Annotated in this window: 23 protein-coding genes; 14 read left to right on the plus strand and 9 right to left on the minus strand. The window is 60.1% G+C overall.

Annotated elements, in window-relative coordinates; translation table 11 throughout:
• The first annotated feature begins 12 nt into the window (after positions 1-12).
• The 9 genes from AC3ZVB_RS15570 to pcaC all read left to right on the plus strand — a co-directional run bounded on the left by AC3ZVB_RS15570 (position 13) and on the right by pcaC (position 8,276).
• Positions 13-870, plus strand: coding sequence for a CoA transferase subunit A (locus tag AC3ZVB_RS15570; RefSeq protein WP_074874180.1), 858 nt, complete (start codon positions 13-15; stop codon positions 868-870).
• Complete coding sequence (locus AC3ZVB_RS15575; protein ID WP_162438597.1) at positions 870-1,649, plus strand: CoA-transferase subunit beta; 780 nt, start codon at positions 870-872, stop codon at positions 1,647-1,649. Before AC3ZVB_RS15570 ends, AC3ZVB_RS15575 begins: the two co-directional genes overlap by 1 nt.
• Positions 1,646-2,851, plus strand: a complete 1,206-nt coding sequence (pcaF, locus tag AC3ZVB_RS15580; RefSeq protein ID WP_178114312.1) for a 3-oxoadipyl-CoA thiolase — start codon at positions 1,646-1,648, stop codon at positions 2,849-2,851. The genes AC3ZVB_RS15575 and pcaF overlap by 4 nt, the downstream gene beginning before the upstream one ends.
• A gap of 37 nt (positions 2,852-2,888) precedes the next feature.
• Positions 2,889-3,593, plus strand: coding sequence for a protocatechuate 3,4-dioxygenase subunit beta (gene pcaH / locus AC3ZVB_RS15585; RefSeq protein WP_162438599.1), 705 nt, complete (start codon positions 2,889-2,891; stop codon positions 3,591-3,593).
• Position 3,594: 1 nt separating this feature from the next.
• A complete protein-coding gene (pcaG, locus tag AC3ZVB_RS15590; protein ID WP_194691171.1) occupies positions 3,595-4,161 on the plus strand; it encodes a protocatechuate 3,4-dioxygenase subunit alpha in 567 nt (188 codons plus the stop codon).
• Positions 4,162-4,355: 194 nt separating this feature from the next.
• On the plus strand, positions 4,356-5,660 hold the full coding sequence (locus AC3ZVB_RS15595; RefSeq protein WP_162438601.1) for an MFS family transporter: 1,305 nt from the start codon (positions 4,356-4,358) through the stop codon (positions 5,658-5,660).
• Between the two features lie 45 nt (positions 5,661-5,705).
• Entirely contained in the window at positions 5,706-7,070 is a 1,365-nt protein-coding gene (locus AC3ZVB_RS15600) for a 3-carboxy-cis,cis-muconate cycloisomerase (RefSeq protein ID WP_490147032.1), read from the plus strand.
• An 11-nt stretch (positions 7,071-7,081) separates the two neighbouring features.
• Positions 7,082-7,873: a 3-oxoadipate enol-lactonase gene (pcaD, locus tag AC3ZVB_RS15605; RefSeq protein ID WP_490147033.1), complete on the plus strand. Its 792-nt coding sequence runs from the start codon at positions 7,082-7,084 to the stop codon at positions 7,871-7,873.
• A gap of 10 nt (positions 7,874-7,883) precedes the next feature.
• The gene (gene pcaC, locus AC3ZVB_RS15610; protein WP_008147336.1) at positions 7,884-8,276 is read left to right on the plus strand and encodes a 4-carboxymuconolactone decarboxylase; all 393 of its coding nucleotides are present in this window, start codon (positions 7,884-7,886) and stop codon (positions 8,274-8,276) included.
• A gap of 66 nt (positions 8,277-8,342) precedes the next feature.
• Here the strand turns inward: pcaC and AC3ZVB_RS15615 are convergent, their stop codons facing one another.
• The 4 genes from AC3ZVB_RS15615 to emhA form a co-directional block, all read right to left on the minus strand.
• Positions 8,343-9,602: an OprD family porin gene (locus tag AC3ZVB_RS15615; protein ID WP_490147034.1), complete on the minus strand. Its 1,260-nt coding sequence runs from the start codon at positions 9,600-9,602 to the stop codon at positions 8,343-8,345.
• 432 nt (positions 9,603-10,034) lie between these two features.
• Entirely contained in the window at positions 10,035-11,495 is a 1,461-nt protein-coding gene (gene emhC / locus AC3ZVB_RS15620) for an efflux RND transporter outer membrane subunit EmhC (protein WP_490147035.1), read from the minus strand.
• A complete protein-coding gene (gene emhB, locus AC3ZVB_RS15625; RefSeq protein WP_162438606.1) occupies positions 11,492-14,641 on the minus strand; it encodes an efflux RND transporter permease subunit EmhB in 3,150 nt (1,049 codons plus the stop codon). The genes emhC and emhB overlap by 4 nt, the downstream gene beginning before the upstream one ends.
• 3 nt (positions 14,642-14,644) lie before the next feature.
• Positions 14,645-15,802, minus strand: a complete 1,158-nt coding sequence (gene emhA, locus AC3ZVB_RS15630; RefSeq protein WP_490147036.1) for an efflux RND transporter periplasmic adaptor subunit EmhA — start codon at positions 15,800-15,802, stop codon at positions 14,645-14,647.
• Between the two features lie 265 nt (positions 15,803-16,067).
• On the opposite strand from emhA, the gene emhR reads away from it, so the two are divergent.
• Complete coding sequence (emhR, locus tag AC3ZVB_RS15635) at positions 16,068-16,700, plus strand: efflux system transcriptional repressor EmhR (RefSeq protein WP_162438608.1); 633 nt, start codon at positions 16,068-16,070, stop codon at positions 16,698-16,700.
• 297 nt (positions 16,701-16,997) lie between these two features.
• On the opposite strand, the gene AC3ZVB_RS15640 is transcribed toward emhR, so the two are convergent.
• The 3 genes from AC3ZVB_RS15640 to AC3ZVB_RS15650 are packed head-to-tail and all read right to left on the minus strand — an operon-like array spanning position 16,998 to position 19,573.
• On the minus strand, positions 16,998-18,047 hold the full coding sequence (locus tag AC3ZVB_RS15640; protein WP_490147037.1) for an alkene reductase: 1,050 nt from the start codon (positions 18,045-18,047) through the stop codon (positions 16,998-17,000).
• Between the two features lie 22 nt (positions 18,048-18,069).
• Positions 18,070-19,236: an MFS transporter gene (locus tag AC3ZVB_RS15645; RefSeq protein WP_162438610.1), complete on the minus strand. Its 1,167-nt coding sequence runs from the start codon at positions 19,234-19,236 to the stop codon at positions 18,070-18,072.
• Between the two features lie 34 nt (positions 19,237-19,270).
• Positions 19,271-19,573, minus strand: coding sequence for an ArsR/SmtB family transcription factor (locus AC3ZVB_RS15650; protein WP_162438611.1), 303 nt, complete (start codon positions 19,571-19,573; stop codon positions 19,271-19,273).
• A gap of 171 nt (positions 19,574-19,744) precedes the next feature.
• On the opposite strand from AC3ZVB_RS15650, the gene AC3ZVB_RS15655 reads away from it, so the two are divergent.
• On the plus strand, positions 19,745-20,329 hold the full coding sequence (locus tag AC3ZVB_RS15655; RefSeq protein ID WP_490147038.1) for an acyl carrier protein phosphodiesterase: 585 nt from the start codon (positions 19,745-19,747) through the stop codon (positions 20,327-20,329).
• Between the two features lie 31 nt (positions 20,330-20,360).
• On the opposite strand, the gene AC3ZVB_RS15660 is transcribed toward AC3ZVB_RS15655, so the two are convergent.
• Positions 20,361-21,155 carry a lysophospholipid acyltransferase family protein gene (locus AC3ZVB_RS15660; RefSeq protein ID WP_490147039.1) on the minus strand — a complete coding sequence of 265 codons (795 nt, stop codon included), beginning with the start codon at positions 21,153-21,155 and terminating at the stop codon, positions 20,361-20,363.
• A complete protein-coding gene (olsB, locus tag AC3ZVB_RS15665) occupies positions 21,155-21,910 on the minus strand; it encodes an L-ornithine N(alpha)-acyltransferase (protein ID WP_162438614.1) in 756 nt (251 codons plus the stop codon). The genes AC3ZVB_RS15660 and olsB overlap by 1 nt, the downstream gene beginning before the upstream one ends.
• A 154-nt stretch (positions 21,911-22,064) precedes the next feature.
• Here olsB and AC3ZVB_RS15670 point away from each other — a divergent pair, with 154 nt between their 5' ends.
• The 3 genes from AC3ZVB_RS15670 to AC3ZVB_RS15680 all read left to right on the plus strand — a co-directional run bounded on the left by AC3ZVB_RS15670 (position 22,065) and on the right by AC3ZVB_RS15680 (position 24,504).
• Positions 22,065-22,946, plus strand: a complete 882-nt coding sequence (locus AC3ZVB_RS15670) for an acyl-CoA dehydrogenase middle domain-containing protein (RefSeq protein WP_490147040.1) — start codon at positions 22,065-22,067, stop codon at positions 22,944-22,946.
• Between the two features lie 146 nt (positions 22,947-23,092).
• Positions 23,093-24,187, plus strand: coding sequence for a serine hydrolase domain-containing protein (locus AC3ZVB_RS15675; protein ID WP_490147041.1), 1,095 nt, complete (start codon positions 23,093-23,095; stop codon positions 24,185-24,187).
• Positions 24,184-24,504 carry an amidase gene (locus AC3ZVB_RS15680; protein ID WP_490147042.1) on the plus strand — a complete coding sequence of 107 codons (321 nt, stop codon included), beginning with the start codon at positions 24,184-24,186 and terminating at the stop codon, positions 24,502-24,504. Before AC3ZVB_RS15675 ends, AC3ZVB_RS15680 begins: the two co-directional genes overlap by 4 nt.
• The last annotated feature ends 189 nt before the right edge of the window (positions 24,505-24,693 follow it).

The following is a 24,693-nucleotide window of genomic DNA, read 5'->3' on the forward strand; positions in this document are numbered from 1 at the left end:
GGAGCTTGCCCCATGGCTGAAATCCTTTCGCTGCACGACGCGGTGAAGCAATTCGTAAATGACGGCGATACCGTCGCGCTCGAAGGCTTTACTCATCTGATTCCTACGGCGGCGGGTCACGAGATCATTCGCCAGGGCAAGAAAGATCTGACGCTGGTGCGGATGACGCCTGACTTGATCTATGACCAGTTGATCGGTGCCGGGTGTGCGCGCAAGTTGATTTTCTCCTGGGGCGGCAATCCGGGTGTCGGTTCGTTGCACCGTCTGCGCGACGCGGTCGAGAAGCAATGGCCTCACGCACTGGAAATTGAAGAACACAGCCACGCCGATTTGGCCAACGCCTACGTCGCCGGCGCTTCGGGCCTGCCTTTCGCCGTGCTTCGCGCGTATGCCGGCTCCGACCTGCCGAAGGTCAACCCGCTGATCAAAACCGTCACTTGCCCGTTCACCGGTGAAGTGCTGGCCGCGGTGCCTTCGGTACGCCCTGACATCACCGTGATTCATGCGCAGAAAGCCGACCGCAAGGGCAACGTGTTGCTCTGGGGCATTCTCGGCGTGCAGAAAGAAGCCGCGTTGGCCGCCAAGCGTTGCATCGTCACCGTCGAAGAAATCGTCGATGACCTTAATGCTCCGATGAACGCCTGTGTGTTGCCAACCTGGGCGTTGAGCGCGGTCTGCCATGTACCTGGCGGGGCGCACCCGTCCTACGCACACGGCTACAACGAGCGTGACAACCGTTTCTACCAAGCCTGGGACCCGATTGCCCGCGACCGTGAAACCTTCACCGCGTGGATCAACGAATACATCCATGGCTGCGCTGACTTCAGCGAGTTCCAGGCCAAGCTGGCCGCTGCTTCGGAGGCGAAGTAATGACTTACACCACCAATGAAATGATGACCGTTGCCGCCGCTCGCCGCCTGAAAAACGGTTCGGTGTGCTTCGTCGGCATCGGCCTGCCATCGAAAGCGGCCAACCTGGCCCGCCTGACGTCTTCGCCTGACGTCGTCCTTATCTATGAATCGGGTCCGATTGGCGCCAAGCCGAGCGTATTGCCTTTGTCGATTGGTGATGGCGAACTGGCGGAAACGGCCGACACCGTCGTCCCGACCGGTGAGATTTTTCGCTACTGGCTGCAGGGCGGTCGTATCGACGTCGGCTTCCTCGGCGCTGCGCAAGTCGATCGCTTTGGCAACATCAACACCACGGTCGTTGGCGATTACCACGCGCCGAAAGTCCGCCTGCCGGGTGCCGGCGGTGCTCCAGAAATCGCCGGTTCCGCCAAAAGCGTGTTGATCATCCTCAAGCAATCGGCACGCTCCTTCGTCGATAAACTCGACTTCATTACCTCCGTCGGCCATGGCGAGGGGGGCGACTCGCGCAAGCGTCTGGGCCTGCCGGGCGCCGGTCCGGTCGGCATCATCACCGACCTGTGCATCATGGAACCGGAAGCGGATACCCATGAATTTGTGGTCACCGCGCTGCACCCTGGCGTGACCCGCGAGCAAGTCGTCGCGGCCACCGGTTGGGCGGTCCGCTTCGCTGATACGGTAGAAAACACCGCCGAGCCGACCGAGGTTGAACTCAAAGCACTCAGGGATCTGGAAGCCCGCACCGCCGCCGCCCACGGCCAAGCCCCCGGAGAAGCCTGATGCGTGACGTTTATATCTGCGACGCGATTCGCACCCCCATCGGCCGGTTCGGCGGTGGCCTGTCCTCGGTGCGTGCCGACGACCTGGCCGCCGTGCCGATCAAGGCACTGGTGGCGCGTAATCCATCGGTGGACTGGAGCGCGGTGGACGAGGTGTTCCTCGGCTGTGCCAACCAGGCCGGCGAAGACAACCGCAACGTGGCGCGCATGGCGCTGCTGCTGGCAGGTCTTCCGGAGAGCATTCCGGGTGTGACCCTCAATCGTCTCTGCGCCTCCGGCATGGACGCTATTGGCACTGCTTTTCGGGCCATCGCCAGCGGCGAGATGGAGCTGGCGATTGCCGGTGGCGTCGAATCGATGTCCCGCGCGCCGTTCGTGATGGGCAAGGCTGACGCCGCGTTCTCGCGCAACATGAAGCTGGAAGACACCACCATCGGCTGGCGCTTCATCAATCCGTTGATGAAAGCGCAATACGGCGTTGATGCGATGCCACAGACCGCTGACAACGTGGCAGACGATTACGAAGTATCCCGCGAGGATCAGGACGCTTTCGCACTGCGCAGTCAGCAGCGGACAGCCGCCGCGCAAGCTGCAGGATTCTTCGCTGAAGAAATCATCGAAGTGCGCATTGCCCACAAGAAGGGCGAAACCGTTGTCAGCCAGGATGAGCATCCGCGCGCCGACACCACTCTGGAAACACTGGCGAAACTCAAACCGGTGAATGGTCCTGACAAAACCGTGACTGCTGGCAATGCGTCCGGGGTCAACGACGGTGCGGCGGCGCTGATTCTGGCGTCTGCCGAGGCCGTGAAGAAACACGGGCTGACCGCTCGCGCCAGGGTGCTGGGTATGTCGAGCGCCGGTGTCGCGCCTCGGGTCATGGGCATCGGCCCTGTACCGGCGGTGCGCAAACTGACTGAGCGCCTCGGCCTGGCCGTCAGCGATTTCGACGTCATCGAACTCAACGAAGCGTTCGCCAGCCAAGGCTTGGCGGTATTGCGTGAACTGGGTCTGGCGGACGACGCCGCTCAGGTCAACCCGAATGGTGGCGCGATTGCCTTGGGCCACCCCCTGGGCATGAGCGGCGCGCGACTGGTATTGACGGCGTTGCACCAGCTGGAGAAGACCGGTGGCAAAAAAGCACTGGCAACCATGTGCGTCGGTGTGGGCCAGGGTCTGGCCTTGGCAATCGAACGCGTCTGACGTGCAGCCGTGACTAACAAGAACAGAGGAAAGCGTAATGTCTGACAAGCCTGGTTACCGTCGCCCACAAGAGGGCACTCAGCCGGACTACCTGCACCCGGCCTATCAATCCACCAACCTTCGCTCGCCGTCCAAGCCGTTGGTGTTTTTGCCGCATTCGCTGTCGGAGATCACCGGCCCGACCATCGGTGCCGAGCGTATCAAAGAGCAGGACAATGACCTGACCGCACAGCATTCAGGTGAACCGCAGGGCGAGCGCATCATCATTCATGGCCGTGTGCTGGACGAAAACGGATTGCCGGTGCCCGGAATCCTGGTGGAGATCTGGCAGGCCAACGCGGCGGGTCGCTACAACCACGCTCGCGACGTGCACGACGCACCACTGGACCCGAACTTCACGGGCACCGGACGCACCGTGACCGACGCTGATGGCTGGTACCAGTTCCAGACCATCAAGCCTGGCGCCTACCCATGGGGCAACCACCACAATGCGTGGCGCCCGGCGCATATCCACTTCTCGCTGTTTGGGCCCAGCATCCTGACGCGCCTGGTCACCCAGATGTATTTCCCCGGCGATCCGCTGCTGGCATACGACCCGATCTATAACTGCGTGCCCGATACGAGTGCCAAAGAGCGCCTGATCGCCAGTTTCGACCTAGAAAAAACCGTTCCTTCCTACGCCCTCGGTTATCGCTGGGACATCGTCTTGCGCGGCCGCGAAGCCACGCCGATGGAGAAATAAGATGACGCTGAACGCGACCACGTCCCACACCGTCGGACCGTACTACCACATCGGCCTGACCTGGCTGAACCGCGAAGACCTGACCGTCGAGCAAACCCTTGGCGAGCGCGTGGCGATCACCGGGCAAGTGGTGGATGGCAATGGCGATGTTGTTAACGACGCCATGCTGGAAGTGTGGCAGGCCAATGCGGCCGGCAAATATGCCCACCCTGAAGACGATCAAGAGAAACCGCTGGACCCGAACTTCGAAGGCTTTGGCCGTGTGCCGGTGGATGCAGAAGGGCGCTTTCGTTTCACCACCATCAAGCCAGGCACCGTGGAAGGCTTGAAGGGCACGACCCAGGCGCCGCATCTGGTGGTGCTGGTATTTGCTCGAGGGCTGGTGAAGCACTTGCTGACACGGATCTACTTTGATGGTGAGCCGGCCAACGTCGGTGATCCGTTACTGGAATGCGTTCCTGCGGATCGCCGCCAGACATTGCTGGCCAAGCAGGATGCTTCAGGTATTTATCAGTGGAATGTGATTTTGCAGGGGACTGACGCCGAGACGGTGTTTTTCGATTATTGAAAACACCGCAATTCCCCTTGTGGGAGTGAGCCTGCTCGCGATGGCGGTGTATCAGCGTCACTAATGCTGAATGACACGCCGCTATCGCGAGCAGGCTCGCTCCTACAAGGGATTTGCGTCGTAACTTGCATCTGTGGAACGGGACTGTTACGAAGTGTGTCTAGACTGTCACTGTCCCCAAAGAGTGAAAAACAATGACAACCCCCACCGCTACTCCAGCGCACTACACCGGTGAAGAGCGCAGCAAAAGGATCTTTGCGATCGTCGGTGCCTCGTCCGGCAACCTCGTCGAATGGTTCGACTTCTACGTCTACGCCTTTTGCGCAATCTATTTCGCCCCGGCCTTTTTTCCTTCCGATAACCCGACCGTGCAGTTGGTGAACACCGCTGGCGTGTTCGCGGCCGGGTTCCTGATGAGGCCGATTGGCGGCTGGATTTTCGGTCGTGTTGCAGATAAGCACGGGCGCAAGAATTCGATGCTGATTTCGATTCTGATGATGTGCTTCGGCTCGCTGCTGATCGCGTGTCTGCCGACCTATAAGGACATCGGCGTCTGGGCGCCAATCCTGTTGTTGTTCGCGCGCTTGCTCCAGGGTTTGTCCGTGGGCGGGGAGTACGGCACCACCGCGACCTACATGAGCGAAGTCGCGCTCAAGGGCCAGCGCGGTTTCTTCGCCTCGTTCCAGTACGTGACACTGATTGGCGGTCAGTTGCTGGCGGTGTCGCTGGTGGTGATCCTGCAACAATTTCTCACCGAAGATGACCTGCGTGCCTACGGCTGGCGGATCCCGTTCGTGGTCGGCGCCGTGGCCGCGTTGATCTCGCTGTTCCTGCGTCGTTCGCTCAAGGAAACCTCGAGCAAGGAAATGCGCGAAAACAAAGACGCCGGCAGCATCCGCGCATTGTTTCGTGATCACAAAGCTGCGTTCATCACCGTGCTGGGTTACACCGCCGGTGGTTCGTTGATTTTCTACACCTTCACGACCTACATGCAGAAGTACCTGGTGAACACGGCCGGGATGCACGCCAAGACCGCCAGCTACATCATGACCGGCGCGCTGTTCCTTTATATGTGCATGCAACCGCTGTTCGGCATGCTCGCGGACAAGATTGGCCGACGCAGTTCGATGCTCTGGTTCGGTGCTCTGGGGACCCTGTTCACCGTGCCTATCCTCCTGAGCCTGAAAAGTGTCAGCAGTCCGTTTCTGGCCTTCGTTCTGATCACCGTGGCCCTGGCAATCGTCAGCTTCTACACCTCCATCAGCGGGCTGGTGAAAGCGGAAATGTTCCCGCCTGAAGTACGTGCCCTGGGTGTCGGCCTGGCGTATGCGGTGGCGAATGCGATCTTCGGCGGGTCGGCAGAGTACGTCGCCCTGAGCCTTAAAGCCGTGGGCATGGAAAACTCGTTTTATTGGTACGTGACGGTGATGATGGCGGTGGCGTTCCTGTTCAGCTTGCGCCTGCCGAAACAGGCGAAATACCTGCACCACGACCTCTGATCTTTACGCGTGGGCCACGACGGCCCACGCCCTCAGGAACTGTTTATGAACGAGCGACCGGGCAATCAATTGTTCGATACCTATTTCACTGCCCGCGATATGCGTGAGGTGTTCTGCGATCAGGGTCGGGTCCAGGCCATGCTCGATTTCGAATCGGCACTGGCACGGGCTGAGGCTCGTGTCGGGTTAATCCCGCAGTCAGCGGTTGCCCCGATTGAAGCGGCATGTCAGGCAGGTCTTTACGACTTTTCAGTGCTCGGCGAGGCGATCGCCACGGCGGGCAATTCGGCGATTCCTTTGGTGAAAGCGCTGGGCAAGCAGGTTGCGGCACAGGATGCCGAGGCCGAGCGTTATGTACATCTGGGCGCGACGAGTCAGGACGTGATGGACAGTGGCCTGGTGCTGCAACTTCGCCATGCGCTGGCGCTGATCGAACAGGATCTGGCGCAACTGGCGCAAACGCTGGCGACTCAGGCCCGGCGCTATGTCGCCACGCCATTGGCCGGTCGCACCTGGCTGCAACACGCGACCCCGGTCACCCTCGGCATGAAAATCGCCGGTTGGCTGGGCGCGGTAACCCGTAGCCGTCAGCGCCTGCAGGAACTCAAACCGCGGTTGCTGGTGCTGCAGTTTGGTGGCGCATCCGGAACCCTTGCCGCCCTCGGCGAACAGGCAATGCCGGTTGCCCAGGCACTGGCCGATGAACTGCATCTGACGATGCCCGAACAACCCTGGCACACCCAGCGTGATCGCCTTGTGGAATTTGGTTCGGTGCTGGGATTGATCGCGGGCAGCCTCGGCAAACTGGGGCGCGACATCAGCCTGTTGATGCAAACCGAGGCCGGCGAAGTGTTCGAGCCTTCGGCGCCGGGCAAGGGTGGTTCGTCGACCATGCCGCATAAGCGCAACCCGGTCGGCGCGGCAGTGCTGATTGGTGCAGCAACCCGGGTTCCCGGTCTGCTCTCGACCCTGTTCAGCGCCATGCCCCAGGAACACGAGCGCAGCCTGGGCCTGTGGCATGCCGAGTGGGAAACGTTGCCGGAAATTTGCTGCCTGGTCTCGGGCAGCCTGAAGCAGGCACTGCTGGTAGCGGACGGGCTGGAAGTCGATGCCGACCGCATGGCCCGTAACCTCAACCTGACGCAGGGGCTGGTACTCGCCGAAGCGGTCAGCATCGTCCTCGCCCAACGGGTCGGCCGCGACACGGCGCATCACTTGCTTGAGCAGTGCTGCAAGCGCGCCGTCGCCGAGCAGCGTCATTTGCGCGCGGTCCTGGGCGATGAGCCGCAAGTGACCGCCGAACTTTCTGCAACTGAACTCGATCATCTGTTGAACCCGGCCCATTACCTCGGTCAGGCCCATACCTGGGTCGAACGAGCGGTGGCTGAACATGTTGCGTTTTCTGCCTGAAGGAGATTGCTGTGGCTTTCGTACAACTCGCCGATGGCGAACTGCATTACCAACTCGATGGACCGGTCGATGCACCGGTGCTGGTGCTGTCCAACTCGCTGGGCACTGACCTGCACATGTGGGATACGCAAATTCCGGCGTTCACCGAGCATTTCCGTGTGTTGCGTTTCGATACCCGTGGTCACGGCCAGTCTCTGGTGACTCCAGGGCCTTACACCATCGAACAACTGGGTCACGACGTGCTGGCACTGCTGGATGCGTTGCACATCGAGCGGGCGCATTTCTGCGGTTTGTCCATGGGCGGGTTGATTGGCCAGTGGCTGGGAATCAACGCCGGTCATCGTCTGCTCAAGCTGGTGGTGTGCAATACCGCGGCGAAAATCGGCGATCCGTCGATCTGGAATCCGCGCATCGAAATGGTGTTGCGTGATGGCCAGGCGGCCATGGTCGCGCTACGCGACGCATCGATTGCGCGCTGGTTTACGCCGGACTTTGCCGAGGCCAATCCGGCGGTGGCCAGCAGAATCACCGACATGCTGGCGGCCACCTCACCTGAAGGTTACGCGGCCAATTGCGCGGCTGTACGCGATGCCGATTTCCGTGAGCAGTTGTCGTCGATCAAGGTCCCGCTGCTGGTGATTGCCGGCACTGAAGACGCGGTCACGCCGCCGTCCGGTGGGCACTTCATTCAACAGCATGTGCTCGGCGCCGAGTATGCGGAGTTCTACGCGGCGCACCTGTCCAACGTTCAGGCCGGCGCTGCGTTCAGCGAGCAGGTCGTGGCGTTTTTGTCAGCGGATTAAGGGGGTGGGTGTGGACGAGAAACAACGTTACGACGAAGGCCTGAAGGTCCGCCGCGCGGTACTGGGCGACGCTCATGTCGATCGCAGCCTGAACGCCCTGACCGAGTTCAACTCGGAGTTTCAGGAAATGATCACCCGCCACGCCTGGGGGGACATCTGGACCCGTCCGGGCCTGCCGCGTCACACCCGCAGCCTGATCACCATCGCCATGCTGATCGGCATGAACCGCAATGAAGAGCTGAAGCTGCACCTGCGTGCCGCCGCCAACAACGGCGTGACCCGTGGCGAGATCAAGGAAGTCATCATGCAGAGCGCGATCTATTGCGGTATCCCGGCGGCGAATGCGACGTTCCATTTGGCGGAGTCAGTGTGGGACGAGTTGGGGGTTGAATCGCGGGAGTGATCCTGGCGATTTTTGGTGCCTTAACTGACGCCATCGCGGGCTTGCCCGCGATGGCGTCCTTGAGGTTTACAACAGACTGATCGGGTAGCTGACGATCACGCGGTTCTCATCAAACTCGTTGTTGCTGTAATCCCGGCGCATGGTCGAGTTGCGCCATTTCACGTTTAAATCCTTCAATGCGCCGCTCTGTACGGTGTAGCCCAATTCGCTTTCGCGTCCCCATTCCTTGCCATCGGTCACCGTGCCGGTGTGCACATTGTCGCCGCTGATGTAGCGATTCATCAGTGTCAGGCCGGGAATTCCAAGGGCGACAAAGTTGTAGTCATGGCGCAGCTGCCAGGATTTTTCCCGGGCGTTGTCGTAGCTGGCGTTGTAGCTGTCGTTGGCCAACGTACCGCCGCTGGTGCCGTTGACGCGCATCCAGGCGCTGTCGCCGGTCAGCTTCTGCAAACCGACGTAGAAGGTGTGGCCACCGTGTCTGGCCGAGAACAGGCCCGACCAGGTCTTGTTGTCCAGATCGCCGGCCCGGGCGCTGCCGTCTTCTTTGCCGTAGAAGAACCCCAGATTGGCGCCCAAGGTCCAGCCGCCGAAGGGCTGGCTATGGATCAGGTTGACGAATTGCTGGCTGTAGATGTCCTTGAGTTCGGCGTTCCACAGCGCGATCTGCGTGCGCTTCTCGTTGAAAACGTACTCGCCGCCCTGAAAGTTGAAGCGGTCGGAGGTGAAGGCCGCTTTTCCGGTCATCGACATGTCGCTCATGCTGCTGTCATCTCGCGGGCTGTTGGCGCGGAACTGACCACCGTACAGCGTCAGTCCGTTGATTTCCTTGGAGGTGATCTGGCCCCCACGAAAGGTTTGCGGCATGGAACGTCCGTCGTCCGAGCGCAGGATCGGCAGCACTGGCATCCACTCGCCGACCTTCACTTCGGTCTGGGACAGCTTCGCCTTGAACGCGACATTGGTGCGGCCGAAATTGTTCGCCGGACGACCGTCTTGGTCCAACGGCAACAACTGCGTTCCACCGGTGCCCTGGCCTCCGTCGAGCTTCACCGCGTACAGCCCCAACACATCCAGACCGAACCCGACTGTGCCTTGAGTGAAACCGGATTTAGCGTCGAGGATGAAACTCTGTGTCCATTCCTCAGCCTTGCCCTGCGCCTTGGTCGGGTTGGTGAAGTTGCGATTGATGTAGAAGTTGCGCAGGTTCAGGTTGACCTTGGCGTCTTCGACAAAACCTGCCTCCTCAGCCTGGGCGGGAAGGGCTGTGCTGGCCAGGGCGACGGCGATCAGGCTGGGAACGAAGTACTGCGCGGAGGAAGGCGTCATGGGCTAGGGTCTCTCTAATTCTTGGGGATGAAGCGGGTAATGCCGCGACCTTTGGGGTTGCAGACAACCATCGGAAATCGGGACAAAAACGAACGGGATCAGCCGGACAGGGCAGGGCGCGGGGGCATGAGGTCGAACCTGATGTTATTGGTCTTGTGCGGAGAATGGTGCGGGGAATGTACTGGATGGTTCAATTGTTAAAGGCAGGTTCTGGGCGATTATCGAACGCAACATGGTTCCGGTTTTTTTGTGTAGGGGCTGGCCTCATCGCTAGCAGGCTAGCTCCCACATTGGACTCCTTTCTTCCTGCAGAAACCCGGTTCCCTGTGGGAGCCAGCCTGCTGGCGATGGGGCCACGACGAACAACAGACCTTTTGCGTTGCCAGCAAAAAGCCCACCAGGAGGTGGGCTTCAAGTTGACTCACAGCGCTATCAGAACAACTTCATCTTCGGCGCTTCTTCTTTCAAAGGCTCGTTCCTGGCCGTTTGCTCATTCCAGCCACCGCCCAGTGCCTTGTACAGATTGACTGCACTGACCAGTTGCGCCAGACGGTCGGTGATCAATACCTGTTGGGCACTGAACAGCTGGCGCTGGGCATCGAGGAAGGTCAGGTTGCTGTCGACACCAATGCGATATCGACGCTCGGCCAGACGGTAGTAGTCCTGGTTGGCGGTGACGAAATCACGCTGGGCCCGCAGTTGCTCGGTGTAGGTCTGGCGGGCGGCCAGGCCATCGGCGACTTCCTGGAAGGCCGTTTGAATGGACTTCTCGTAGTTCGCCACGCCAATGTCTTTCTGGATTTTCGAGTAGTCCAGGCTGGCGCGCAGGCTGCCGGCATTGAAGATCGGCAAATTGATTTGCGGCTGGAACAACCACGTGCCCGAGCCACCCTTGAACAGACCCGAAAGGTCCGGGCTCAGGGAACCGGCGTTGGCTGTCAGGCTGATGCTCGGGAAGAACGCAGCCCGTGCCGCGCCGATGTTGGCGTTGGCAGCCTTGAGGTTGTATTCGGCCTGCAGGATGTCCGGACGACGTTGCAGCAAGTCCGACGGCAAGCCGGGCGGTACGTCGCTCAACAAGTCATCAGACAGCGGCTTGGCGGCTTGCAGGTTGGCCGGGATACTGGTGCCGAGCAGCAGCACCAAGCTGTTTTCGTCCTGAGCGACCTGACGGGTGTACTTCGCCAGTTGGGCACGGGCGTTTTCCACCGAGGTGCGCGACTGAGCGAGGTCCAGTGCCGAGGCCACACCTACTTCGTTGCTGCGTGCGGTGAGCTTGTAGCTCTCCTGGAACGCCCCGAGGGTGTCCTGGGTCAGCTTGAGCAGTTCTTTGTCCGCCTGCCAGGTCAGGTAGGCATTGGCCACGCTGCCCACAAGGCTGATCTGAGTGCTGCGGCGGCCTTCTTCGGTCGCGAAGTATTGTTGCAGGGCTTGTTCGCTCAGGCTGCGAACCCGACCGAACAGGTCGAGTTCATAGGCGCTGATGCCGACTGTGGCCGAATACGAGCTGACAATGCCCGCTTCGCCGGTTTGCGAAGCGTTCGCCGGGACACGCTGACGGCTGCCGGTGCCATTGGCCGAAACAGCCGGGAACAGGTCCGCGCGCTGAATGCGGTACTGGGCCGCGAAGGCGTCGATGTTCAGGGCTGCGACACGCAGGTCCCGGTTGTTTTCCAGAGCAACCTGGATCAGCTGTTGCAGCGCCGGATCATGGAAAAACTGCTTCCAGCCTTGTTCGGCAGCGGCCTGATTCGGTGCCTGGGCCGGCGAGTACGCCGGGCCCTGCGGGAATTCGCTCGGAACCGGTGCCGCGGGCTGCTGATAATCAGGTATCAGCGAGCAGCCACTGAGCACGAACGCGGCAACGGCTAGGGAGAGTAGCGACTTGCTCATTGGCCAGCCTCTTTAGGAGTTTCGATTGCGTCATCTTCATCGGTTTTTTTGCGCTGACCGATGGACGACACGGTGACGAAGAACAGGGGTACCCAGAAGATTGCCAGGACCGTGGCCGTGATCATACCGCCAATAACCCCGGTACCGATGGCGTGTTGGCTACCTGAACCTGCACCCGTGGAAATCGCCAGTGGCACCACGCCCAGAACGAAGGCGAGGGAGGTCATGATGATCGGGCGCAAACGCATGCGGCAGGCTTCAATCGCGGCATCGCGCAGACTCATTCCCTGTTCATTCAGTTCTTTGGCGAATTCGACGATCAGAATGGCGTTTTTCGCGGCCAGACCGATGGTCGTCAACAGGCCCACCTGGAAGTAAACGTCGTTGGACAGGCCGCGCAAACTGGTCGCCAGCAGCGCGCCGATGACCCCCAGTGGCACCACCAGCATCACCGCGATCGGAATCGACCAGCTTTCGTACAGCGCCGCCAGACACAGGAACACCATCAGCAGCGACAACGCGTACAACGCGGGAGCCTGGGAACCGGACAGCCGTTCTTCGTACGACAGGCCGGTCCAGGAAATACCCACACCCGCCGGCAGTTTCTTCGCCAGCGCTTCGACTTCGGCCATGGCTTCACCGGTGGAGTAGCCTGGAGCCGGGGCGCCGAGGATTTCCATCGCTTCTACACCGTTGTAACGCGACAGTTTCGGAGCACCGTAGATCCACTGTCCCTTGGCGAAAGCCGAGAAGGGCACCATGGTTCCTTCAGCGTTGCGTACGTACCATTTCTTGATGTCTTCCGGGCTCATCCGCGAGTTAGGCTGACCTTGTATGTACACTTTCTTCACGCGACCACGGTCGATGAAGTCGTTGACGTAGCTACTGCCCAAGGCAATCGACAGGGTGCTGTTGATGTCGGTGAGAGTAATGCCCAGGGCACTGGCCTTCTCGTCATCGATTTCCAACTGGTATTGCGGTTCGTCGTTCAGTCCGTTCGGGCGCACCTGATAGAGCACTTTGCTCTGGGCCGCCATGCCAAGGAACTGGTTGCGCGCCTCCATCAGCTTCTCGTGACCGATACCGGCACGGTCTTGCAGGAACACGTCGAAACCGGTGGCGTTACCCAGCTCCAGTACCGCTGGCGGTGCGAAGGCAAACACCATGGCATCGCGGAAACTGAAGAAGTGCGTCTGTGCGCGTTCGGCGAGCTTGAACACGCTGTTGTCCGCATCCCGCTGATCCCACGGCTTGAGCATGATGAACGCAAGGCCCGAGCTCTGGCCGCGACCGGCAAAGTTGAAGCCGTTAACGGTAAACACCGAGGCGACTGCGCTGGACTCTTTATCCAGCAGGTAGGAACGCATCTCGTCGATCACCACCTGAGTCCGTTCGGCACTGGAGCCGGCTGGAGTCTGCACCTGGGCAAACAGTACACCCTGGTCTTCTTCCGGCAGGAACGCCGTTGGAATACGGGTGAACAGCCAGATCATGCCGACCAGAATAATTACGTACGCCAGCAGGTACGGCGCCTTGTGCGTGAGCATGTTGCCCACGCCGCGTTCGTAGCTTTTCACGCCGCGATCGAAGCTGCGGTTGAACCAGCCGAAGAAGCCGCGTTTCGGAGTGCCGTGCTCGCCTTTCGGAATTGCCTTGAGCATGGTGGCGCACAGCGCCGGGGTGAAGATCAGGGCAACCAGCACCGACAAGGCCATGGCCGATACGATGGTGATCGAGAACTGTTTGTAGATCACGCCCGTGGAGCCGCTGAAGAACGCCATCGGCAGCAGTACCGCCGACAGAACCAGGGCAATACCGACCAGTGCACCCTGGATCTGCCCCATGGATTTCTTGGTGGCCTCCTTGGGTGAAAGACCTTCTTCGCTCATGACCCGTTCGACGTTCTCCACCACGACGATGGCGTCATCCACCAGCAAGCCGATGGCGAGAACCATACCGAACATGGTCAGGGTGTTGATGCTGAAACCAAAGGCCGCAAGGATGCCGAACGTACCGAGCAATACGACCGGTACAGTCATCGTGGTGATGACGGTGGCGCGGAAGTTTTGCAGGAACAGGAACATCACCAGGAACACCAGTACGATCGCTTCGACCAGGGTTTCAACTACACCCTTGATCGACTCGGTCACGACCGGCGTCGTGTCATACGGGAACACCACTTCCATCCCTTCCGGGAAGAATGGCTTGAGGGTGTCGATGGTGTTGCGCAGTGCTTTTGCGGTGTCGAGGGCGTTGGCACCGTTGGCCAGTTTCACTGCGAGACCGGAAGCCGGTGCGCCGTTGAACTGGGCATTGATGCTGTAGTTCTCACCGCCCAGGCCGACGTCGGCGACGTCCGACAGGCGCACTTGCGAACCGTCTTTGTTGACCTTCAGCAGAATCTTGTTGAACTGCTCGGCGGTCTGCAGGCGGGTCTTGCCGATGATGGTGGCGTTCAATTGCTGGCCAGGCGCCGCAGGCAGGCCGCCCAGTTGCCCGGAGGACACCTGGATGTTCTGCGCAGCAATGGCCGCTTTGACGTCCACCGGGGTCAGGTTGAAGTTGTTCAACTTGGCCGGGTCGAGCCAGACCCGCATCGCGTACTGCGAACCGAAGACCTGGAAGTCACCGACACCGGCGGTCCGGGAGATCGGGTCCTGCATGTTCGACACGATGTAGTTGGACAGGTCGTCCTTGGTCATGCTGCCGTCGCGCGACACCACGCCGATGACCAACAGGAAGTTTTTCACTGCCTTGGTCACGCGGATCCCCTGTTGCTGCACTTCTTGCGGCAGCAGCGGGGTGGCCAGGTTCAGTTTGTTCTGGACCTGAACCTGCGCGGTATCGGAGTTGGTGCCCTGCTCGAAGGTCGCGGTAATGGTCATGCTGCCGTCGGAGTTACTTTCCGAGGAGACATAACGCAGGTTATCGATACCGTTGAGCTGTTGCTCGATCACTTGCACCACGGTGTCCTGCACGGTTTGTGCAGACGCGCCCGGGTACGTTACCTGGATTGCAATGGCCGGTGGCGCAATGCTCGGGTATTGGTTGATGGGCAGTTTGAGGATCGATAGTGCCCCGACCAGCATGATCACCAGGGCAATTACCCAGGCGAAAATCGGACGGTCGATAAAAAATTTCGACATGGGTTACTCCCCTTTGCCGCTGGAAGCCTTATCAGCTGCCTGTGCGGGGACCGGGTTCTTGTTGCCTACGTTAGTCGCTTCAGTCGGCTTGACTTCAACGCCTGGCTTGACGAATTGCAGCCCTTCGGTGATCAGGCGATCGCCGGCCTTGAGGCCGTCTTCGATCAGCCATTGGCTACCCACGGTGCGACTGGCCTTGAGTTGGCGCAGCTCAACCTTGTTGTCCGGTCCGACAACCAGGGCGGTTGGCGTGCCCTTGAGGTCACGGGTCACGCCTTGTTGCGGGGCCAGAATGGCGGCGCTGTTCACACCAGCCTGCAGCTGTGCGTGCACGAACATACCGGGCAGCAGCGTGTGATCAGGGTTCGGGAATACCGCGCGCAGGGTGACGGAACCGGTGGTCTGGTCAACCGAGACTTCGGAGAACTCGAGTTTACCTTCCTGTTTGTACTGGCTGCCGTCTTCCAGGGTCAGTTTGACCGCGGCGGCGGTATCACCAGCCTTTTGCAGGCGACCGCTTTCCAGCTCGCGGCGCAGCTCGAGCAACTCGACGGAAGACTGCGTCACGTCGACATAGATCGGATCAAGTTGCTGGATCACCGCCATGGCGTCGACCTGGCCACTGGTGACCAAGGCACCTTCGGTAACGTTGGAGCGACCGATGCGGCCTGTCAGAGGTGCATACACTTTGGTGTAGCGCACATTGATCTGCGCGGTTTGCAGCGACGCTTCCGATTGCATCCGGTTGGCGACGGCGGTGTCGTATTCCTGACGGCTCACGGCCTGCTCGTTGACCAGTTGCTTGTAACGGTCAGAGATCGACTTGGTTTGTTGCAGGTTGGCTTCTGCGCTTTTCAGCGTTGCGTCATAGACTGCCGGATCGATCTGATACAGCTGCTGACCGGACTTGACGTCGCCGCCTTCCTTGAACAGTCGCTTGAGAATGATGCCGTTGACCTGAGGGCGAACTTCGGCAATTCGGTACGCACTGGTGCGGCCTGGAAGCTCGGAGGTCAGGGTGAAAGCTTGCGGTTGCAGAGTCACGACGCCGACCTGAGGAGGTGGTGCGGCCGGTGGAGCCTCTTCCTTTTTACATCCGCTGAGCAGCGATGCGAGGGCGACGGCAGTGACCAGAGCGGTAACAGCTGGCTTGAATTGCATGAAAATCCTCGGGTCAGGCGCGCAAATTGCGCACAAGAAAGTGTGGAAAGTAAAAAATGTGCGCTGAGTGGATAAGTAGCTTGCTAAGTAATATACTTACGTTCATGGTTGTTTGTAAATACCCTGGCTGTGTACTCATCCAGTTACAAATGCCGCCAGAAGGTTCGAATTGTAGGCCGCAGACGAGTCCCAAGAGCGCTCGCTGCACTTTTATTCAGCGGATATTCAGACACCGCTGAAGCATCCTGATTGAGGTTGTACTGCCATGGTCCGTCGTACCAAAGAGGAAGCTCAGGAAACCCGTAGCCAGATACTCGAAGCGGCAGAGAAAGCCTTTTTCGAGCGAGGCGTGGCGCGCACGACCCTGGCCGACATCGCAACCCTGGCCGGCGTCACGCGCGGGGCCATTTACTGGCATTTCAGCAATAAGGCCGATCTGGTGCAGGCCATGCTCGATACCTTGCATGAGCCGCTGGATGAAATGGCCAAAGCCAGTGAAAGCGAGGACGAACTCGACCCGCTGGGCTGCATGCGGAAGCTGCTGATTCATTTGTTTCATCAAGTTGCTCTGGACCCGAAAACCCGACGCATCAATGAAATCCTGTTTCATAAATGCGAATTCACCGATGAAATGTGCGACCTGCGCCAGCAGCGCCAGGCCGCCAGCCTGGACTGCAACGTGCGGATCGGACTCGCCTTGCGTAATGCAGTGAATCGCGGGCAATTGCCGGAAAACCTCGACACGGCCCGTGCCGCCATCTGCCTGCATGCATACATCGATGGCATCCTGTATCAGTGGTTGCTTACACCGGACAGTTTTGAACTGCACGTCGAAGCCGAGCGGTGGGCCGATACAGGGCTGGAAATGCTGCGCTTGAGTCCCAGTCTGCGCAAATGAAACAAAATGCGTAATTGCTGCTGGTTGTGTCAAGGCAGAGCCGGGCAAAGCCCCCGTTTTTCCGCGCTTTATGGAATGGTTGGCTTTTATATACGTACGCGGGGCAAGTTTACAGGCGGCACATTACGTATTTTGTAGGCATTTTGTATCGCGCTGGCCAACAGGCGCAGGCCACCTGTCATGGCTGGGACCGCTGCATTTCCTTGTGGTGTAAAACGTTTTAGCCCGGCGCCTGGAAATCAAATACAAAAAAAGCCCCACCTGTTTCCAGGTGGGGCTTTTTTATACCCGGCGGATTTACATCACTGGGTAGTCAATGTAACCCACTGCCCCTTTGGCATAGAACAGTTCCGGACGGGCATCATTGAGCGGCGCATCCGCTTTCAGGCGCGCCGGCAAGTCCGGGTTGGCAATGAACGGAACACCGAATGCAACGGCGTCAGCCTTGCCGCTGGCCAGCCAGGCGTTTGCGCTTTCCTTGGTGAAGCTTTCGTTGACGATGTAAGGACCGCCGAAGGCTTCTTTCAATTGTGGGCCCAGGCTGTCAGCGCCTTCTTTCTCGCGGGAGCAGATAAAGGCGATGCCGCGCTTGCCCAGTTCACGGGCGATGTAGGTGAACGTCTCGGCGAGGTTGTCGTCACCCATGTCATGCAGGTCGGCGCGAGGTGACAGATGCACGCCCACGCGGCCAGCGCCCCAGACGTCGATGGCCGCGTCGGTGACTTCCAGCAGCAGGCGAGCACGGTTTTCCAGGGAGCCACCGTAATGGTCGGTGCGCTGGTTGGTGCTGCTTTGCAGGAACTGGTCGAGCAGGTAGCCGTTGGCGCCGTGAATTTCCACGCCGTCGAAACCAGCGGCCTTGGCGTTTTCAGCACCGGTGCGGTAGGCATCGACGATGTCGGCGATTTCAGCAGTTTCCAGCGCACGCGGTGTCGGGTAATCAGCCATTGGGCGAACCAGGCTGACGTGACCTTTGGGCTGGATCGCGCTCGGTGCGACCGGGGTTTCGCCGTTCAAATACATCTCATGGGAGATCCGGCCAACGTGCCACAGCTGCAGGAAGATTTTGCCACCGGCACCGTGGATCGCTTTGGTGACATTGCTCCAGCCACGTACCTGATCGTTGGACCAGATGCCCGGTGTATCCGGGTAACCGACGCCGATTGGCGTGATCGAAGTGGCCTCGCTGAGGATCAGGCCAGCCGAGGCGCGTTGGACGTAGTACTCAGCCATCAGCGCGTTGGGTACTCGGCCTTCGTCGGCGCGGCAGCGAGTCAGCGGAGCCATGATGATGCGGTTGGCCAACTCGATGTCGCCCAGTTTGATCGGATCGAAAATAGTCGTCATGCAGTAAAACCTCGTAGAAAAATTAGTGGGTAGCAGGGGCCAGCTCGGCATTGCCGCTCTGACGGAAAGTAATCAGGGTCACCAGCAGGGCGAGTACTGCCAATGCGGCGGCCGCCAGTGGCACACTGGTCAGGCCGAAACCGTTGGCGATGACGCTGCCACCGACCCAGGCGCCGAGGGCGTTGCCGACGTTGAATGCGCCGATGTTCAGGGTCGACACCAGGTTTGGCGCGGCCTTGCCGAAGGTCACTACGTTGATTTGCAGCGCCGGTACGGCGGCAAACGAAGCGGTGGCCCAGAGGAACAAGGTGATTTCGGTCGGGATTACCGCAACGCTGGTCCAGGTCAATACGGTCGAAATGACGGCCATCGAGATGAAGACACCGATCAAGGTGGCAGCCAGGCGTTTGTCGGCCAGTTTGCCGCCGATGATGTTGCCGACGGTCAGGCCCAGGCCAATCAGCAGCAGGGTCCAGGTCACGCCTTTTGGCGAGATGCCGGTGACATCGCCGAGCAGCGGAGCGATGTAAGTGAAGAGGGTGAACATCGAGGCGGCGAACAATGCGGTCATGCTCAAGGACAGCCAGATGCCGGCGCCTTTGAGTGCGCGCAGCTCGGCGCGCATGTCGAGTTTCTCTTCATCGCGCTTGGCTGGCAGGAAGCGGATCAGACCGATCAAGGCAATGACCCCGATGACCGTGACGGCCCAGAAGGTCGAGCGCCAGCCGGCTTCCTGACCGAGCGCGGTGCCCAGTGGAACGCCCAGCACGTTGGCCAGCGTCAGGCCGGTAAACATCAAGGCCACGGCCGATGCACGCTTGTTGGCAGGCACCAGATTGGCCGCTACCACCGAACCGATGCCGAAGAATGCACCGTGGCAGAGGGCCGTCACCACACGGGCAAACATCAGCACGTTGTAGTCACTGGCCAATGCACACAGCAGATTGCCGATGATGAAAATGCCCATCAACGCCACCAGGGCGGCCTTGCGCGGTAATTTCGCGGTGGCCAGTGCCATGAACGGTGCACCGATGGCCACACCGAGGGCGTAACCGGTCACCAGCCAGCCTGCGCCGGGGATCGACACGCCGAGGTCAGCCGCCACATCGGGCAGCAGGCCCATGATGACGAACTCGGTCGTGCCGATGGCGAAGGCGCTCAAGGCCAGAATGAGGAGCGAGAGGGGCATCGTTGATTCCTTGTCGGCTTGCTGACGTAAAGGGTCAGAGCTCTTTGCTGAAGGTGCTGAGGAACGCCTGAATGGTTTCCTCGTTACGTTTGAAGAAGTGCCATTGGCCCACTTTTCGGCTGCTGATCAGGCCGGCGCGTTGCAAAACTGCGAGGTGGGCAGACACGGTTGATTGCGACAAGCCGCACCGTTGATCGATCTGACCGGCGCAAACGCCGTGCTCGTTGCTGTGGGACTGGTCGGGAAATTCGACGGCAGGGTCTTTGAGCCAGTGCAGGATTTCTCGCCGTACTGGGTGTGCCAGGGCTTTTATTATTTCGTCGAGATTGAGGGTCATGGTGTGGGCTCGTGATGAGTAAAACGCTATATCGCGATGAGGCGAACTTTAAATCGCTATTTCGCGATACACAAATATGATTTTGGTCTGAAGACCGCATAATTCGCTATATCGGGTTATAACGATACGTAGGGTGTAACGACACAAGTGCGCAGTGCTAAGCTGCTCATCATGAATTATCTCGCACATCTGCATCTCGGTGGCCAGCGCCCCGGTCAATTGCTCGGCAGCCTGTATGGCGATTTCGTCAAAGGTCGGCTGCAAGGGCAGTTTGAGCCCGAGGTTGAAGCGGCTATCCAGCTGCATCGCAGCATCGACGTTTATACCGATCGCCATCCGCTGGTGGATGTCTCGTTGTCGCGGTTTTCCGTGACACGCAGGCGCTACGCCGGGATCGTCCTCGACGTGTTTTTCGACCATTGCCTGGCGCGGGACTGGACGCTGTATGCCGACCGACCGCTGACGCAATTCACCTCCAATGTGTATCGCGTGCTATCCGCCGAGTCGCAATTACCGGAGCGACTGGCAAAAATTGCCCCGCACATGATGGCGCACGACTGGTTGGGTTCTTACCGGGAATTTGATGTGCTGGAGCAGGTGTTGCGAGGGATCTCGCGCCGGTTGACCCGGCCCGAGGAGCTGGCGGGCGCGATGCAGGAGTTGCGGGTGTTGTATGAGCCGTTGAGCGAGGATTTCCGCTTGTTCTATCCGCAGCTGCAAGATTTTGCCAGATACCGCAGACACCCACCTCTGTAGGAGCAAGCTTTGCTCCTACAGGAAAGCCGGGTTATGCGGCGACGAGTTCGCCGGTACGACGCGGTTCTGCCGGTTTCATCACTTCACCAAACAACGCCTTCTGCACCGCTTGCTGGGCTTCAAACGCCAGCGCTGCGCGTTCCCGTCCTTCGCAGGCGATCGGCTTGAGCAGATGAATTTCCACATCCCCCCGATCATTGGCAAACAAGCGCATCAGGTGCGAGAGCAAATCATCATCACCAATGAACGGCGCCAAGGTGTCGAGTTCGCCATCTCGCAAATACCGGATCGCTACCGGTTGCAGCATCACTTCGGAATCAATCGCCGCTGACTGCAAGCGACCGTGGAAGGTGCGCAACGAACGGCCATCGGTGGTGGTGCCTTCCGGGAACATCAGCAGGGGGTGGGCGTGCTGCAAGTGTCGGGTCATCTGTTTGCGGATCAATTGACTGTCGCCCGATCCACGACGGATAAACAGGCTCCCGGCCTTCGCTGCCAACCAGCCTGCCACCGGCCAGGTGCGCACTTCGGCTTTGGACAGGAACGACATCGGCGTGAGCATTCCCAGCAGCGGAATATCGGTCCAGGAAACGTGGTTGCTGACCCACAGCATCGGTGCTTCAGGCAGCTCGCCGTGGACGGTCACGCGAAAGGGCAGGGCATTGCTCAACCGAGCCATGAAAAAACGCGACCAGCGTTGCCGGCGGACCATCGAATGAGCGATCCCCAGCCGCTCGAACAGACCGAACACGCCGGCCATGGTCAAGCCCAGTGTCACCACGATCAGCACTCGCGCGATCCGCGCGTACACCCGCAACCGACTCATCACATGGCCGCCTTGAAGTGCTTGGCATAACGCGGGCACAGCTCATCGCGCTTGAGCAGGATAAACACGTCGGCGACCTGGAAATCTTCATCCCAGCACGGTTCGCCGCAGATCTTCGCGCCCAGGCGCATGTAGGCCTTGAGCAGCGGTGGCATTTCGGCGATGACGTTGGACGGGAGGTCCAGAACCGGCAGCGGTTTCTTCGGCTCGGCCCGCAAGTGTTCGGTGCACAGGTAGCGTTCGCGCAGGCGCTGCATGATGGCGTGGGCCTGAATGCCACCGTCCTGCATCGGGATGCTGGCGCAGCCCATCAGATAGCTGTAACCGCCCTGGTTCAGTACTTCGGCCAATTCACCCCAGAGTACGGCGATGGTGCCGCCGTTGCGGTAGGCCGGGTCGACGCAAGTACGACCGATTTCCAGAATCGGTCCCTGCAAGTGAACCAGGCCGTGCAGGCTGAATTCTTCTTCGCTGTAAAACTTGCCCAGGCTGCTGGCGGCCTGGTGATCGAGCAGCCGCGTGGTCGCCACCAGACGACCGGTGTTCAGGTCGCGCACGCCGATGTGAGCGCAGTGAACGTCGTAGTCATCCATGTCCAGACCCCGCTCGGCGCCCTTCAATTTGGCGTTGAATTCGCCGCTGAAGACGTTGAAGCGCAAAGCCTGGGCTTCCAGCAACGCCTCGGCGCCCACCAGGCGTTCGGCTTGCAGGCGGCGTTCGTTGCCGGTGTCGCGGATACGGGCGATCTGAGTCATTGCGAATCTCCGTGCGGGCTGGGCACCCGTCTTGGGTGGCAGTCGATCGACTTTCTTTATGCAGCCGTGTTGTGCAAAGTCAGGCTATGTAGCCCCGGTGTCATCGCCATTAAGCTTTGGTGATGCTTATATGACAGCCCATGAGGAGCCCTCCATGCCCTGGCAAAACCTGTTGAACCGCCGTGACCGCGTGCCCGCCAATCCGGACCTGGCGGAAGGTTTCGCGACCTTGCTGCATCAGCTGGGCGCGGTCACACCCTTTGAATTGGCGGTGGCAGGCGGGCGGTTGATGACGTCACCGGGACTGGCGTTTCTGGTGGGCTATCAAGCTGCGTTGCGCATGCTCTGGCCGAGCGCGCCGCTGAGCCTGGGGGCGTTGTGTGCGACCGAGCAGCGCAGCCTTCGCGCGGCAGATATGCAAACTCGATTGACCGACTTGCGCGTGAGCGGGCGCAAGGATTTCGTCACTGCGGGCGATGCCGCTGACTGGCTGTTGATCGCTGCGCGCAGCGAGCAGCCTGGCGAGGAGCCGCGCTTGAGCCTGGTGGTGGTCTATCCCGGTGAACCAGGGGTGCGGCTGGAAAAACTCCCGGCGATCCCGTTGATGCCGGACATCAGTCACGGCCGGTTGTTTCTCGATAACGCCCAGTGTGAATTGCTGGCGGGGGATGGCTGGGACGCCTACGTGAAACCCTTCCGCACTTTGGAAGATGTTTACGTGCTGAGTGCCATGACGGCGTGGCTGTTGGGGATTGGTCAGGACAGTGACTGGCCGCAAACACTGCAACTGCGTTTGCTGGCGCTGCTGGCCGGGTGCGCGGAAGTCAGCCGCCAGGCACCGAACAACACCGCTGGGCATGTGTTGCTGGGTGGGCTGTTTGCGCAGTTCGACGGGCTCAAGGCCGAGGTGCATCAGGCCCTGGCCGATGGGCCGCAGCACTGGGCGGCAATGTGGCAGAGGGATCAGGCGGTAATGGACTTGGCGGCGGGGGCTCGGGGGAAGCGGTTGGCCAAGGCTCTGAACACCGCGCCGTAGGAGCTGCCGCAGGCTGCGATCTTTTGATCTTGATTGTTTGAAGTTCAAGATCAAAAGATCGCAGCCTGCGGCAGCTCCTACAAGGACCGAGTGAATGTCATGAAGCTTGACTAGGCTCACCAGGCCTCTCAGCCGAGCCATCACCCATGTCCAAAGGTTTGTCCCTGTGCTTGATGTTCATGTTCAGCCTCGCAGCTCATGCCGAAAATTGGCCGGCTGAACAATGGCAAACCGGCCCGACCACCTCCGGTCCGGCACTTCAAGCCTTGGAGGCCTACGCCTTTCCACCGCGCGATGACGTCACTCGAAAAGGTATCCGCACCGACGCCTTGCTGGTGATCCGCGACGGTCAATTGATCTACGAGCGCTACGCCGCGCCGACCACCGCCGAGACCCCGCACCTGACCTGGTCCATCAGCAAAAGCCTGATGGCCACGGTCTTTGGTGTGGCCTATGGCGAGGGCCTGTTCCGGCTTCAGGACCCGGCGCTCAAATTTTATCCCGCGCTGAACAAGCACCCGGACCTGACCCTGGCCGACCTGCTGCACTGGGCTTCAGGCCTGGACTGGCAGGAAGACTATGAATATGCCCCGCTGAAGTCTTCGGTGGTGGCGATGCTCTATACCCGTGGTCACGCTGACATGGCCGCGTTCACCGCCAACCATGACGCGTATGCCAAACCCGGTCAGGCGTTTCGTTACTCCAGTGGCGACAGCAACCTGTTGTCCGCCGCACTGAAAAACATCGTCGGCCCGGCACGTTACCCGGACTATCCGTGGACAGCGTTGTTCGACCCGCTGGGCATTCGTCACGCCGTGTGGGAAACCGATGCAGCCGGCACCTTCGTCGCCTCGTCCTACGCCTACCTCACAGCTCGGGATCTGGCGCGCGTGGGTTTATTGATGGCGCGGGACGGACGATGGGGCGACCGGCAATTGCTGCCCAAGGACTGGGTCGCCTTCAACCGTGAACCCTTCTCCCACGTTCAAGCCAATCAGGACGAAGCGGTGCCCGGCGGGCAATGGTGGCTCAATCGAGCCGTGGATGGCGCGCCGACACCCTGGCCAGACGCGCCCGCTGACACGTTCGCCGCGCTGGGTCATTGGGGGCAGGCGATGTATGTGATCCCCGGCGAGCGCCTGGTGATCGTGCGCTACGGTGATGATCGCGACGGCAGCTATCGGCATAACGAATTGCTCAAACTGGCACGTCAGGCCTTTGCCTTGAAGGTGCAGCCATGAGCTTCGTTCGCCGCCGACCGTTTGGCACATTATCACTGCTGCTTTTTATCGCCTTGCTCGGCTGGATCTGGCAGGAACGAACAGCACTGTGGGCGTTTCCCGACATCATCAGTGGCTACACCGCCAAAGAGTATTGTTCGTGCCGGTATGTGATGAACAACCCCGCTGACGACTGCCACAGCTACGTCAAACAGTGGCTGCCTACCAGCGGGTTTACCGATGACGCCGTGAGCAAGCGCGTGACCGTCAGCGGTATGGGGCGCAGCAACAGTGCGGTGTGGATCAGCGACCGCCAAGGCTGCGGACTCAACCCCTGATCACCACCCTCTGTGTAGCAGCTGGCGAAGCCTGCGTTCGGCGGCGAAGCCGTCGCCAATCCGGCCATACAGGTCTACCTGAAACTCCCCAGTGCCTGGTTTGCGACGGCTTCGCCGCCGAACGCAGCCTTCGCCAGCGGCAACAAGTTTGCAATTGTTTCGCGGGCGGTTAAGGTTCGCTCAGGTTTA

Source organism: Pseudomonas sp. MDV22-iso1 (genome assembly GCF_058145095.1).